12 protein-coding genes are annotated in these 13,048 nt (G+C 68.9%); all 12 read right to left on the bottom strand.

Annotated elements, in window-relative coordinates:
• Window positions 1-219 precede the first annotated feature (219 nt).
• The 12 genes from OG734_RS36575 to OG734_RS36520 all read right to left on the bottom strand — a co-directional run bounded on the left by OG734_RS36575 (window position 220) and on the right by OG734_RS36520 (window position 13,044).
• Entirely contained in the window at window positions 220-1,503 is a 1,284-nt protein-coding gene (locus tag OG734_RS36575; RefSeq protein ID WP_330291706.1) for a DivIVA domain-containing protein, read from the bottom strand.
• Between the two features lie 46 nt (window positions 1,504-1,549).
• On the bottom strand, window positions 1,550-1,840 hold the full coding sequence (locus OG734_RS36570; protein WP_330291705.1) for a YggT family protein: 291 nt from the start codon (window positions 1,838-1,840) through the stop codon (window positions 1,550-1,552).
• 84 nt (window positions 1,841-1,924) lie between these two features.
• Window positions 1,925-2,584: a cell division protein SepF gene (locus OG734_RS36565; RefSeq protein ID WP_330291704.1), complete on the bottom strand. Its 660-nt coding sequence runs from the start codon at window positions 2,582-2,584 to the stop codon at window positions 1,925-1,927.
• Between the two features lie 129 nt (window positions 2,585-2,713).
• Window positions 2,714-3,433, bottom strand: a complete 720-nt coding sequence (locus OG734_RS36560) for a YggS family pyridoxal phosphate-dependent enzyme (protein WP_330291703.1) — start codon at window positions 3,431-3,433, stop codon at window positions 2,714-2,716.
• 6 nt (window positions 3,434-3,439) lie between these two features.
• On the bottom strand, window positions 3,440-4,177 hold the full coding sequence (gene pgeF, locus OG734_RS36555) for a peptidoglycan editing factor PgeF (protein ID WP_330291702.1): 738 nt from the start codon (window positions 4,175-4,177) through the stop codon (window positions 3,440-3,442).
• The gene (gene ftsZ, locus OG734_RS36550; RefSeq protein WP_330291701.1) at window positions 4,174-5,361 is read right to left on the bottom strand and encodes a cell division protein FtsZ; all 1,188 of its coding nucleotides are present in this window, start codon (window positions 5,359-5,361) and stop codon (window positions 4,174-4,176) included. The genes pgeF and ftsZ overlap by 4 nt, the downstream gene beginning before the upstream one ends.
• Window positions 5,362-5,636: 275 nt before the next feature.
• A complete protein-coding gene (locus tag OG734_RS36545) occupies window positions 5,637-6,455 on the bottom strand; it encodes a cell division protein FtsQ/DivIB (protein ID WP_330291700.1) in 819 nt (272 codons plus the stop codon).
• Between the two features lie 25 nt (window positions 6,456-6,480).
• Window positions 6,481-7,572 carry an undecaprenyldiphospho-muramoylpentapeptide beta-N-acetylglucosaminyltransferase gene (gene murG / locus OG734_RS36540; protein ID WP_330291699.1) on the bottom strand — a complete coding sequence of 364 codons (1,092 nt, stop codon included), beginning with the start codon at window positions 7,570-7,572 and terminating at the stop codon, window positions 6,481-6,483.
• A 6-nt stretch (window positions 7,573-7,578) separates the two neighbouring features.
• Window positions 7,579-8,949, bottom strand: coding sequence for a putative lipid II flippase FtsW (ftsW, locus tag OG734_RS36535; protein ID WP_330291698.1), 1,371 nt, complete (start codon window positions 8,947-8,949; stop codon window positions 7,579-7,581).
• Window positions 8,950-9,119: 170 nt separating this feature from the next.
• On the bottom strand, window positions 9,120-10,562 hold the full coding sequence (gene murD / locus OG734_RS36530; RefSeq protein WP_443064982.1) for a UDP-N-acetylmuramoyl-L-alanine--D-glutamate ligase: 1,443 nt from the start codon (window positions 10,560-10,562) through the stop codon (window positions 9,120-9,122).
• Window positions 10,544-11,617 carry a phospho-N-acetylmuramoyl-pentapeptide-transferase gene (mraY, locus tag OG734_RS36525; RefSeq protein ID WP_330291697.1) on the bottom strand — a complete coding sequence of 358 codons (1,074 nt, stop codon included), beginning with the start codon at window positions 11,615-11,617 and terminating at the stop codon, window positions 10,544-10,546. The genes murD and mraY overlap by 19 nt, the downstream gene beginning before the upstream one ends.
• Complete coding sequence (locus OG734_RS36520; RefSeq protein WP_330291696.1) at window positions 11,614-13,044, bottom strand: UDP-N-acetylmuramoyl-tripeptide--D-alanyl-D-alanine ligase; 1,431 nt, start codon at window positions 13,042-13,044, stop codon at window positions 11,614-11,616. Before OG734_RS36520 ends, mraY begins: the two co-directional genes overlap by 4 nt.
• Window positions 13,045-13,048: the final 4 nt, after the last annotated feature.

Here is a 13,048-nt window from a genome sequence, read left to right as displayed (position 1 = left end):
CGCTGGGGCGGCACAGGTGGGCGCAGCGGCGGCCGGCAAGCGCCGGTGAGCGACACCCACCCCGGCACAAGCAGCGGGCAGCGCTGAGGGCCCGGGCCACTTCAGTGGCCCGGGCCCTCAGCGTCACCGAAATACAAAAGGGCAAAAGGGCGGGGCCCCGGAAGAAAATCCGGGGCCCCGCCCTGAACGCCGACGACGCCTAAGGCGTACTAGAGGCCGTCAGTTGTCGTCCTCGTCGATCAGGAAGCCGCGCATCGGTGAGGGAGCCTGACCCATCGGAGACGGGCCCTGCGGCCGGACCGGAGCCATGGGCTGGGTCATCGCCGGGGACATCTGCTGCTGGCCGCCGTAGGACGGAGCAGCCGGGCCGGGGCCACCCATGCCCTGGTTGCCGCCGTACGACTGGGCACCTGCGCCGGCCGGAGCCATCGAGGGCGCCGGGGACGGCGGCAGGGAGGCCGTGGCGGGAGCACGCGGCGGGGCCAGCGAGTCGTCGGCCTGGGTCTCCAGCTGACGCAGCTGCGATTCCAGGTAGGACTTCAGGCGGGTGCGGTACTCGCGCTCGAAGCCGCGCAGATCCTCGACCTTGCGCTCCAGCGTGGCGCGGGCGGACTCCAGGGAGCCCATCGCGACGCGGTGCTTCTCCTGGGCGTCCCGCTCAAGAGCGTCGGCCTTGGCGCGGGCGTCGCGCTCCAGACCCTCGGCGCGGCTGCGTGCCTCGCCGACGATCTTGTTGGCCTCGGAACGTGCCTCGGCGATCGCCTGGTCGGCGGTCTGCTGGGCCAGCGAGAGAACACGCGCGGCGCTGTCGCCACCGGGACCCTGGCCGGGGCCACCCATCTGCGGGGGACCACCCATGGGACCGCCCATCGGGCCGCCCATCTGCTGCATCTGACCCTGCATCTGCTGACCAGGCATCTGCTGCATCTGGCCGGGCATGCCGCCCTGACCCATCTGCCCCTGCATCGGACCCTGGCCCATGGGGCCCTGGCCCATCTGACCCTGCATCGGGTTCTGGCCCATGGGGCCCTGACCCATCGGGCCCTGACCCTGCGGACCGCCCTGGCCACCGGGGCCGGGGGGCAACTGCGGCGCACCGCTGGGCAGCTGGGGCGGGCCTCCCATGGGGCCACCCATCTGCTGCTGCGGCGGGCCCGATATGCCGGCGGGAACCGGGCCGCCCGGCCCTCGCATCCCCTGCTGGGGCATTCCCTGCTGAGGCATTCCCTGCTGGGGCATGCCTTGCTGAGGCATGCCCTGTTGCTGCATACCCTGCTGCTGGTCCTGTTCCGGAGGTTTACGCATGCCCTGCTGCTGGTTCTGTGCAGCGGCACGCGTGGCAGCGGCCAGCTTGGCGCGCAGATCCTCGTTCTCGCGGAGCAAGCGGGTCAGTTCGGCTTCGACCTCGTCGAGGAAGGCATCGACCTCGTCCTCGTCATAGCCTTCTCGGAGGCGGACGGTCGTGAACTGCTTGTTCCGCACATCCTCGGGGGTCAATGGCATCTCTTCACCTCAACGTAGTCGTCGGCATTCGGCAAGACCGTATCGTTCACACCAACACCTGCCTGACGACAGTGATCAGGATGTACACGATGATCATCAGTACGAAGAAGGACAGGTCGAGCGCCACGCCCCCGAGACGCAACGGCGGGATGACCCGCCGCAGAAGCTTGAGCGGTGGATCAGTGACAGTGTAGGTGGCCTCCAGAACGACCACCATCGCCTTGCCGGGCTGCCATGAGCGGGCGAACTGGAAGACGTAGTCCATGACCAACCGGAAGATCAGCACGATGAGAAAGCACATCAGCGCGATGTAGAGAATTTGTCCAACCACGCTCATGATCCGTGCGTCCCTCTCCCCTGTTTCCGTGCTCTGGGTACCGCTGTTCGTACTGCCGTGTTACCGCTGTTCCGGTCGTGCGTCTCAGCTCTGGTTGAAGAACCCGCCCTCTGCGATGCGGGCCTTGTCCTCCGCCGTGACATCGACGTTAGCAGGCGACAACAGGAACACCTTCTGCGTCACCCGCTCGATACTGCCGTGAAGACCAAACACCAAACCGGCCGCAAAGTCGACAAGTCGCTTCGCATCTGTGTCATCCATCTCAGTGAGATTCATGATCACAGGCGTGCCCTCACGGAAGTGTTCCCCGATGGTACGGGCCTCGTTGTAGGTCCTGGGGTGGAGCGTGGTGATCCGGTAAGGCTCTCGTTCCGACACGACCTTGGGCATGATCACCGGTGCGTTCTTCTCCAGGCTTTGGCGTTCTTGTGTGATGGACGCCACGGGCGCGATCCGCGCCGGACGCCCGGAATCCGCACCCAGCGAGGCGGAATGCGGCACCGGATCACGCGGGGCGGGCGGCTGCACCACTCGTACCGATTCGTCCCTTTGGGACAGGTGAGACTGATGGGACTGGTGCGAACCGTGCGGCTGGTGCGAGGGCTCACGCCGCCGCAGGTCGCGCTCGGGTTCCGGGTCCAGTTCGGGCTCGAAGTCGTCATCGGGGTCGAATCCCCGGCCGTCGTACCCATCGTCCTCCACGAGGCCGAGGTAGACCGCCATCTTGCGCATCGCGCCGGCCATGCTCTGAGTCCTCCGCTCTGTGGTGGATCGACTGACGAATGCCAAGTGCCCGCGATCCACGAGGTCGTTATGACCACCTTTCGGCGGTAATGACCATATTTTCTGCTGTGGTCCGACTTCCTGGCGACGTTACCCGAGCCTGGGACGGACTCCGAGTACCGCACTGCCGACGCGCACATGTGTCGCCCCGGCTGTCACGGCCTTTTCGAGATCCGCACTCATCCCTGCAGACACCATGTTCGCAGCCGGATGCGTGCGGCGCATAGCAGTCGACAAATCCATCAGCCGCTCGAACGCCGCCAGTTCGCGTCCGGCGTACGGTCCGGTCAGCGGTGCGACGGTCATCAGCCCGTCGAGCCTGAGCCCCTCGGCCCCGGCGACGAGGCCGGCCAACTCCTCGATTCCGCCCGGCCCCACACCTCCGCGCTCCCCACGCCCGCTCTCCTGCGCATCCAGCGCGACCTGGATCAGGCAGCCCAGCTCACGCCCGGCCCGCACGGCCTCCTTGGACAGCCCGGAGACCAGCCGGTCACGGTCGACGGACTGCACGACATCGGCGTAACCGACCACGGAACGCACCTTGTTGGTCTGCAACTGGCCAACAAAATGCCAGGTGAGCGACAGATCCGCGCACTCCTCGGCCTTGGGTGCCGCATCCTGGTCACGGTTTTCGGCCACATGACGCACACCGAGCTCCCACAGGATCCGCACATCGCTAGCGGGGTAGGTCTTGGTGACGACAATCAGCGTCACCTCCTCCCGCTTACGGCCCGCGGCCGAGCAGGCCGTCGCGATACGCTCCTCGACCGCCGCCAGATTTGCGGCGAGTTCACCCTTACGGTCCGTCATGTCCTATCAGTCCAGCCAGACATAGCCTGCGAGCCGCCCGGTCGTGCGGTCTCGGCGGTACGAGAAGTGGTCGGCGGACTCCCTCGTGCACACCGACGACTGCTGCCGGTCGCGCACCCCGAGCCGCTCCAACTGTGCGTGGACTCCCGCGACCACGTCGACCGCCGGGGTGCCCCAGCTGGTCTCGGCGTACGCGGCGGGTTCGACGGCGGCGACGTCGGCGCGCATCTCCTCCGGAACTTCGTAGCACCGGCCGCAGACCGCGGGGCCGGTGCGGGCGACGATGCGAGCAGGGTCGGCGCCGAGCGATTCCATGGCGTCCACGGCGGCGGGGACGATCCCGGCGACCATGCCGGGCCGACCCGCGTGGGCCACGGCGACCACTCCGGCGACCGGGTCGGCCAGCAGGACCGGGACGCAGTCGGCGGTGAGGACGGCGAGCGCGAGACCGCGGGTTGCGGTCACCAGCCCGTCGACGGACGGGGTGAGCCGGGTGGTCCACGGCCCGTCGACCTCGGCGACGAGGTTGCCGTGCACCTGGTTCATCCAGACCACCCGCTCCGGGACGAGGCCCAGGGACTTGGCGGCCAGCTCACGATTCGTGCGTACGGCGTCGGGGTCGTCGCCGACCGCTCCGCCGAGGTTGAGCTCCTCGTACGGAACGGCGCTCACCCCGCCCCACCGGTCGGTGAAGGCGAAGTGCGCGCCGCTCGCGTCGCTCGTTTCGGAGCGCTGTCCTATCACTTCAGGAAGTCCGGCACGTCCAGCTCCTCGGCCGCGCTGTCCGAGTAGGACCGGGACGGCGGGACCGGCGGGGAGACCGGGAGTTCGTTGACCGGCTCCGGGGCGGGTGTCGGGGCCTCCTTCGGCGTGACGCTGCCGAGCGAGCCGAAGGACGGCCGGCTCTCGGACCGTACCGGCGTGGGTTCGTCGCGCTTGGCGCCGGCCGAGCCGAGGATGTTGTCGCGCTTGGCCGGGGGCTGGCCCCCGTCGAAGCCGGCCGCGATGACCGTGACCCGGACCTCGTCACCGAGCGCGTCGTCGATGACCGCGCCGAAGATGATGTTGGCCTCGGGGTGCGCGGCCTCGCTGACCAGCTGGGCGGCCTCGTTGATCTCGAACAGGCCGAGGTCGGAGCCGCCGGAGATGGAGAGCAGGACGCCCCGGGCGCCGTCGATGGAGGCTTCGAGAAGCGGCGAGGAGATCGCCATCTCGGCCGCCGCCACCGCACGGTCGTCACCACGGGCCGAACCGATGCCCATGAGGGCCGAACCGGCCTCGGACATCACGGACTTGACGTCGGCGAAGTCGAGGTTGATCAGACCGGGGGTGGTGATCAGGTCGGTGATGCCCTGGACGCCGGAGAGCAGGACCTGGTCCGCCGACTTGAAGGCGTCGAGGACCGAGACCTGGCGGTCCGAGATGGACAACAGGCGGTCGTTGGGGATGACGATGAGGGTGTCGACCTCTTCGCGGAGTTCCGCGATGCCGTCCTCGGCCTGGTTGGCGCGGCGCCGTCCTTCGAAGGTGAAGGGGCGGGTGACCACGCCGATGGTGAGGGCGCCGAGGTTGCGGGCGATGTTGGCCACGACGGGCGCGCCGCCGGTGCCGGTGCCGCCACCCTCGCCGGCCGTCACGAAGACCATGTCGGCCCCCTTGAGGACCTCCTCGATCTCCTCGCGGTGGTCCTCTGCCGCCTTGCGGCCGACGGCCGGGTTGGCGCCGGCGCCGAGTCCGCGGGTGAGTTCGCGGCCGACGTCGAGCTTGACGTCGGCGTCGCTCATCAACAGCGCCTGAGCATCGGTGTTGATGGCGATGAACTCGACGCCCTTCAGACCGACCTCGATCATCCGGTTGATGGCATTGACACCACCGCCGCCGACACCGATGACTTTGATGACTGCGAGGTAGTTCTGCGGTGCTGCCACGTCGAAGGCCTCTCGCCTCGAGTTACGTGTCGCCGTTCGCGATACGGTGAACGGACAACTCATGCCGAAGTGGGACGGTCCGAACGCCGACCCGAACCCTAACGTTGAAGTTTAGGGTTACCAGTGTGTCTGTTCCTTGGACTCTTCCGAACAGGACACTAAGTCGACAAGTGGCGCACGTTCAACGAACACGCCGAACCTCCCGTTTTTCTTTTCACCCTATGTGATCAGCCATAGCGATGCCCAACCAGGGTGCTGGCCTGCACCAACAGGCGTCAACTCCCTGATGACGCAGGGGCCGCGGGGACGCTCACGTCGAAGTGCCGCGCCCCGGGAGCTGCTTTCATCAGAGCGGTGAGCGCACGTGACTTCGCCTCGCCCTTCTGGCCGCTCCCCCACGCGACGGTCCGGCCGTCGCCCAACTCAAGCGAGATGGAGTCGTACGAGCGGACCTTGACCGCCTTGACGGCGCGCGCGACGGCACTCGGCAGGTCGCCTGCCACCCGCACCGCCTCGCGCACCAGTCGGTCGCTGCCGAAGCGGCGCAGACTCGCGGTCTGCGAACCGGTCCGGGACAGCGTCAATTCCAATGCGGGTACACCTTTCGGGGCATGCGAAACCGTCGCGAAACGCACGCCTTTGGCGTCCACTTCGACATATTTGCCCCCTTTCCCGGTGCTGTCGACAATCAGGACAGGGGTGCGTTCGACCACTTTCAGCACGATTCCGTGCGGCCAGGATCGAGTGACCTCAACCGAGTCAATTCGGGGCAATTTCCGGAGCAGTCGGGACTCAATGGCGTCGGCGTCGACGGAAACGAGCGGTTCCCCGACCGGCACGTCGGCGGCTTCGCGCACCTGCGTCTGCGTCAGGACTTCGGTCCCCGACACCGACACACGCTCCACATGCGTCCACCGGGACCCGTAGAGCACCCACAGGGCGCCCCCGCCGAGGAGGAACAGGGCGAGGGCCAGGATGACGATCGTACGAAGCCTGCGCGGCCCCAACCGGCCGAGGATGCCGGGCCGACGGGGCGGGCCGGAGGTGTCCTGCTGCCGTTCACCGCGTTCGGCGGTCGTCGCTCCTCCGGCCACGCCCTTTCCTGCCTTCCTTCGTCGCCTAGCGGTGGCGCGAGGCGATCGCCTCGTACACCATGCCGACGAGCAGGTCGTCGGCGTCCCGGCGGCCGAACTCGCTGGCGGCGCGGGACATCTCGTACAGTCGGTGCGGGTCGGCGAGCACGGGCAGGACCTGACGCTGGATCCACTCGGGCGTCAGTTCCGCGTCGTCGACCAGAAGTCCGCCGCCGGCCTTGACCACCGGCTGGGCGTTCAGCCGCTGTTCGCCGTTGCCGATGGGCAGCGGGACGTAGGCGGCCGGGAGTCCGACGGCGGAGAGTTCGGCGACGGTCATCGCGCCCGCGCGGCACAGCATCATGTCGGCCGCGGCATACGCGAGGTCCATCCGGTCCACGTACGGTACCGGGATGTAGGGGGGCATCCCCGGCATCTGGTGGACCTGCGGCAGTTCGTTCTTCGGGCCGACCGCGTGGAGCACCTGGATGCCGGCCTGCTGGAGGTACGGCGCGACCCGCTCGACCACCTCGTTGAGATGCCGGGCACCCTGCGAGCCGCCGGAGACCAGCAGCGTCGGCAGACTCGGGTCGAGCCCGAACGCGGCCCGCGCCTCGGGTCGCACGGCGGCCCGGTCGAGGGTGGCGATGGAGCGGCGCAGCGGGATGCCGATGTAGCGGGCGCCGCGGAGCTTGCTGTCCGGGGTGGAGACGGCGACCTGGGCGGCGTACCGCGAGCCGATCTTGTTGGCGAGGCCGGGGCGGGCGTTGGCCTCGTGGACGACGATCGGCACGCCCAGGCGCTTGGCGGCGAGGTAACCGGGCAGGGCCACATAGCCGCCGAAGCCGACGACCGCGTCGGCCTTGGTGCGCTCCAGGATCTGCTCGGCGGCCTTGATCGTGCCGCGCAGCCGCCCTGGGACGGTGATCAGTTCAGGGGTGGGCTTGCGCGGCAGGGGGACCGCTGGGATCAGCGCCAGGTCATAGCCCCGCTCGGGAACGAGCCGGGTCTCCAGACCGCGTTCCGTGCCCAGGGCCGTGATCCCCACGGTGGGATCCTGCCTGCGCAGGGCGTCCGCGAGGGCGAGCGCGGGCTCGATGTGGCCGGCGGTCCCCCCGCCGGCGAGTACGACATGCACCGAAATTCACCGCTCTCCGGACGTACGCGCCGCCGAGGCACGCCGTCTCATCGTGTTCCATCTCCGGGGGCTCCGATCGGACACCGGGCCCCCGACCCCCCGCTTTCTACCAAAGCGGGGTTGCCGCAACGAAAGCGCCGCCCGCGCACCCGGTTCGTCGCGTGCGAAGGCGATCAGCAGTCCGATGGCGAACATGGTCGGCAACAGGGCGGAACCCCCGTAGGAGAACAGCGGGAGCGGGACACCGGCGATCGGCAACAGGCCGAGCACCGCACCGATGTTGATCACTGCCTGAGCGGTGATCCAGGTGGTCACACCTCCCGCGGCGTACCTCACGAAGGGGTCCTCCGTGCGTCCGGCCACGCGGATACCCGCATAGCCTAGAGCCGCGAAGAGGGCGAGCACCGACAGCGTCCCCGCCAGGCCCAGTTCCTCACCGGTGACAGCGAAGATGAAGTCGTTGTGCGGTTCGGGGAGTTGCCCCCATTTCTCCACACTCGCTCCGAGGCCCGAACCGAACACGCCACCGGAGGCGAGCGCGTAGATGCCGTGCACGGCCTGCCAGCAGGTGCTGCCCCCGGTGCCCGGCTCGGTGGCACCGATGCACTGGAAGCGGGCCATACGGTTGGGGCTGGTCTTGATGAGGACGAGACCGATGAACGCGGCGACGGACAGCACACCCACGAACAGCCGCGTGGGCGCCCCGGCCAGCCAGAGCAGCCCGAACAGGATGGCGGTGAGGATGATCGCCGTCCCCATGTCCCCGCCGAGCATGATCAGGCCGAGCAGCATGAACGTCACCGGGACCAGCGGCACCAGCATGTGCTTCCACTGCGTGAGCAGCCGCTTGTCCTCCTTGCGCGCGATCAGGTCGGCACCCCACAGCACCAGGGCGAGCTTGCCGAACTCGCTCGGCTGGATCTGGAAGGAGCCGCCCAGCGAGATCCAGTTCTGGTTGCCGTTGATCGCCACTCCTATCCCGGGCACCTGCACGAGGATCATCAGGAAGACGGATCCCGCGAGGATCGGGTAGGCGAGCGCCCGGTGCAGCTTCACCGGCATGCGCGCGGCCGCGAACATCAGCACGCCGCCGATCGTGGCCGCGAGGAACTGCTTGCGGAAGAAGTAGGACCCGGGCAGCGACAGCTGGAGCGCCTTGATCTGGGAAGCCGAGTAGACCATCACCAGCCCGAGCACCGTGATCAGCAGGGAACCGCCGAGGATCACGTAGTACGCGGTCAGCGGCCGGTCCCAGGCCCGCTGCACGCGCCCGTGGAGGCGCCGTACGGGGTTGTCGCGAGGCGGGCGGGGTGCGGCGGGCCTACGGGCTCTGACGGCCCGCTGTACGGGCGGTCGCCCGGTACGACTACTGGGCATCAGAGCCTCCCGCGCGACTGACGAAGGGGCGCGGGGCTGTGTCGATCTGCGCCTCCGCCGCTGGGCGCGACCAGCCCCCACCGGCCCGCAGCCGACGAACCGCACCTGGCCACATCCGACTCACGCGTCCCTCCAAGGGGCCCGTAGGCACCGCGGCCGAAGACCGACCGTCAGGTCCCCGCTCCGAGTTCGCCAACGGCCTGCGCGAACGCGTCACCGCGCTTGTTGTAGTTGGCGAACATGTCCATGGAGGCACAGGCCGGGGCCAGCAGTACCGTGTCACCCGCCACGGCCAGCCGCCGGGCCTCCTGAACAGCCGCGAGCATCGCCCCAGTGTCGGTCCGGTCGAGGTCGACGACGGGTACTTCCGGCGCGTGTCGCGCGAGGGCTTCGCCGATCTGCGCGCGGTCGGCGCCGATCAGCACCACTCCTCGAAGTCGCTTTGCCGACTTGGCGACCAGCTCGTCGAAGGTCGCGCCCTTGGCGAGTCCGCCGGCGATCCACACGATCGACTCGTACGCCGCCAAGGAGGCCTCGGCCGCGTGGGTGTTGGTCGCCTTGGAGTCGTCGATGTAGGCGACCCCGTCCACGTCGGCCACGTGCGCGATGCGGTGCGCGTCCGGGGTGAAGGCCCGAAGGCCGTCACGGACCGCCTTCGGGGGCACCCCGAAGGCGCGGGCGAGGGCAGCCGCGGCAAGGGCGTTGGCGATGTTGTGCGGGGCGGGCGGGTCGACGTCCGTGACCTCGGCCAGTTCCTGGGCGTTCCGCTGCCGGTTCTCGACGAAGGCGCGGTCGACCAGGATGCCCTCCACGACGCCGAGTTGGGACGGTCCGGGCGCGCCGAGCGTGAACCCGACAGCCCGGCAGCCCTCCTCGACGTCCGCCCCGCGCACCAGGTCCTCGGTGGACGGTTTGTCGGTGGCATCCACGTTGTAGACGCAGGCGACCCGATTGCCCTCGTAGATACGGCCCTTGTCGGCGGCGTACGCCTCCATGGAGCCGTGCCAGTCGAGGTGGTCGGGGGCGAGGTTGAGGACGGCGGCGGAGTGGGCGCGCAGGGAGGGCGCCCAGTGGAGCTGGTAGCTGGAGAGCTCGACGGCGAGGACGTCATACGTCTCCTCGCCGAGGACCACGTCGATGATCGGCGTGCCGATGTTGCCGACGGCGGCTGTACGCAGGCCTGCCGCGCGCAGGATCGAGGCGAGCATCTGGGTGGTGGTCGTCTTGCCGTTGGTCCCGGTGATCGCCAGCCAGGGCGCGGCGTCAGGGCCGCGCAGCCGCCAGGCGATCTCGACGTCGCCGACCACGTCCACGCCCGCCTCGGCCGCCGCCGCGAAGAGCGGTGAACTCGGCTTCCAGCCGGGCGAGGTGACGACGAGTTCGGTCCCCTCGGGCAGCGTCTCCGCGTCCCCGAGGCGTACCTCGATGCCCTCCAGGGCAGCCGCGCGTTCCCGGTGGGCCTCGGAGTCCCCGCCGTCCACGACGGTGACCAGGGCGCCGAGGGCGGCCAGGGCGCGGGCGGCGCTGATGCCGCTCACGCCGAGACCGGCGACGGTGACCCGCATGCCCTCCCAGTCGCCGAGCTGCCCGGAGGTCACTTGTCGGCCGCCCATCCCGCGTAGAAGATGCCCAGTCCGACGATCACGCAGATGCCCTGGATGATCCAGAAGCGGACCACGACAAGGACTTCGGACCACCCCTTGAGTTCGAAGTGGTGCTGGAGTGGCGCCATCCGGAAGACCCGCTTGCCGGTGAGCTTGAAGGAGCCGACCTGGATGACCACCGACATGGTGATCAGGACGAACAGGCCGCCGAGGAGCGCCAGCAGCATTTCCGTACGGGAGCAGATCGCGAGGCCGGCGAGCGCGCCGCCCAGGGCCAGGGAACCGGTGTCGCCCATGAAGATCTTGGCGGGTGACGTGTTCCACCACAGGAAGCCGAGGCAGGCACCCATCAGCGCCGAGGCGACGACGGCGAGGTCCAGTGGATCTCGTACCTCGTAACAGGCGGACGGGTTGGTCAGGGTCACCGCGTTGGCGCAGGACTCCTGGAACTGCCAGACGCCGATGAACGTGTACGCGCCGAAGACGAGGACGGAGGCGCCGGTGGCGAGGCCGTCCAGACCGTCCGTCAGGTTCACGCCGTTCGACATCGCCAGGATCATGAAGAGCGCCCAGACGACGAACAGCACCGGGCCGATCGTCCACCCGAAGTCCTGCACGAAGGAGAGCTTCGTCGAGGCCGGCGTGTTGCCGCGGTCGTCCGCGAACTGCAGCGAGAGCACCGCGAAGGCGATACCGCCGGTCAGCTGGCCGGCCATCTTCGCCTTGGCCCGCAGACCGAGCGAACGCCGCTTGACGATCTTGATGTAGTCGTCCAGGAAGCCGACCAGGCCCATACCCGCCATCAGGCCGAGCACCAGCACCCCGGAGAAGGTCGGCGGCTTGCCGGTGATCACCTTGGACAGGAAGTACGCGATGACCGTCGCCAGGATGAAGGCGATACCGCCCATGGTCGGCGTACCGCGCTTGGCGTGGTGCTCGCGCGGGCCGTCGTCACGGATGTACTGGCCGTAGCCCTTCCGTGCCAGCAGCTTGATCAGCAGCGGAGTGCCGATCAGCGTCAGGAACATACCGATGACGCCCGAGAACAGGATCTGGTTCATCATCGGGCGGAAACCTCACCCTCGGCAGCACCGGGAAGCAGCGCCTGCGCCACCCGTTCGAGCCCGACCGACCGGGACGCCTTCACGAGCACGACATCCCCCGGGCGCAACTCGCTGCGCAACAGGTCGACAGCCGCCTGTGCGTCGGACACGTGCACCGACTCCTCACCCCACGAACCCTCGTTATATGCGCCCAGTTGGAGCCAGGACGCTTCCCTGCCCCCGACCGCGACGAGCTTGCCGACATTGAGCCGGACGGCCAGCCGTCCGACCGCGTCGTGCTCGGCGAGCGCCTCGTCCCCGAGCTCGGCCATCTTGCCGAGCACCGCCCACGTACGTCCCCCCTGTGCCTGTGAGGCCTTGCCCATCGCCGCGAGCGCGCGCAAAGCCGCTCGCATGGACTCGGGGTTCGCGTTGTAGGCGTCGTTGACGATCGTCACGCCGTCCGGGCGCTCGGTGACCTCCATCCGCCAGCGGGAGAGGGAGCCCGCCTCGGAGAGCGCGGTGGCGATCTCGTTTGCGGACATGCCCAGCTCATGGGCGACGGCGGCGGCGGCGAGCGCGTTCGACACGTGATGCTCACCGTACAGGCGCATGGTCACGTCGCTTGCACCGGAGGGTGTGTGGAGCCTGAAGGCGGGCTGTCCCCTGTCCGTGAGTCGTACGTTCTCGGCGCGTACGTCCGCTTCGCCGGACTCGCCGAAGAAGATCACCTTCGCCTTTGTTCGAGTCGCCATGGCCCGCACGAGGGGATCGTCCGCGTTGAGGATCGCGACACCGCCGTCGGCCTCGGAGGGCAGTGCCTCGACGAGTTCGCCCTTCGCTTGTGCGATCTGCTCGCGTCCGCCGAACTCGCCGATGTGGGCGGTGCCGACGTTGATGACGAGACCGATCTGCGGGGGCGTCAGCTCCGACAGGTAGCGGATGTGACCGATTCCGCGGGCGCCCATCTCCAGGACCAGGAACCTGGTCTCCTCGGTGGCGCTCAGCGCGGTCAGCGGCAGCCCGATCTCGTTGTTGAGCGAGCCGGGGGTGTAGACCGTCGGCGCCTTGTGCCGCAGCACCTGCGCGATCAGGTCCTTGGTGCTGGTCTTGCCCGCGGAGCCGGTGAGGGCGACGAGGGTCGCGCCGAGCTTCTGGACCACGTGCCGTGCGAGGGCGCCCAGCGCCCGCTGCACGTCGTCCACGACGACCGCGGGCACGCCGACCGGCCGGGAGGCCAGTACGGCGACCGCGCCCGCTTCGACGACCGCGGCCGCGAAGTCGTGGCCGTCGACGTGCTCGCCGGCGAAGGCGACGAAGAGGCTGCCGGGCTCCACCTCACGGGAGTCCCTGACGACCTGTCCGGTGACCTGGACCGACGGATCCGGTATGTCGTACGTCTGCCCGCCGACGACTTCAGCGATCTCGGCGAGAGAGAGGGCGATCACAAGT

The sequence above is a fragment of the Streptomyces sp. NBC_00576 genome, from assembly GCF_036345175.1.
GTDB lineage: Bacteria > Actinomycetota > Actinomycetes > Streptomycetales > Streptomycetaceae > Streptomyces.
This window is presented reverse-complemented; position numbering and strand designations above follow the sequence as displayed.

Coding starts and splice junctions, on each gene's coding strand:
- OG734_RS36575 (WP_330291706.1), bottom strand. CDS start 1,503: ATGCCATTGACCCCCGAGGATGTGCGGAACAAGCAGTTCACGACCGTC.
- OG734_RS36570 (WP_330291705.1), bottom strand. CDS start 1,840: ATGAGCGTGGTTGGACAAATTCTCTACATCGCGCTGATGTGCTTTCTC.
- OG734_RS36565 (WP_330291704.1), bottom strand. CDS start 2,584: ATGGCCGGCGCGATGCGCAAGATGGCGGTCTACCTCGGCCTCGTGGAG.
- OG734_RS36560 (WP_330291703.1), bottom strand. CDS start 3,433: ATGACGGACCGTAAGGGTGAACTCGCCGCAAATCTGGCGGCGGTCGAG.
- ftsW (WP_330291698.1), bottom strand. CDS start 8,949: ATGCCCAGTAGTCGTACCGGGCGACCGCCCGTACAGCGGGCCGTCAGA.
- murD (WP_443064982.1), bottom strand. CDS start 10,562: ATGGGCGGCCGACAAGTGACCTCCGGGCAGCTCGGCGACTGGGAGGGC.
- mraY (WP_330291697.1), bottom strand. CDS start 11,617: ATGATGAACCAGATCCTGTTCTCGGGCGTCATCGGTATGTTCCTGACG.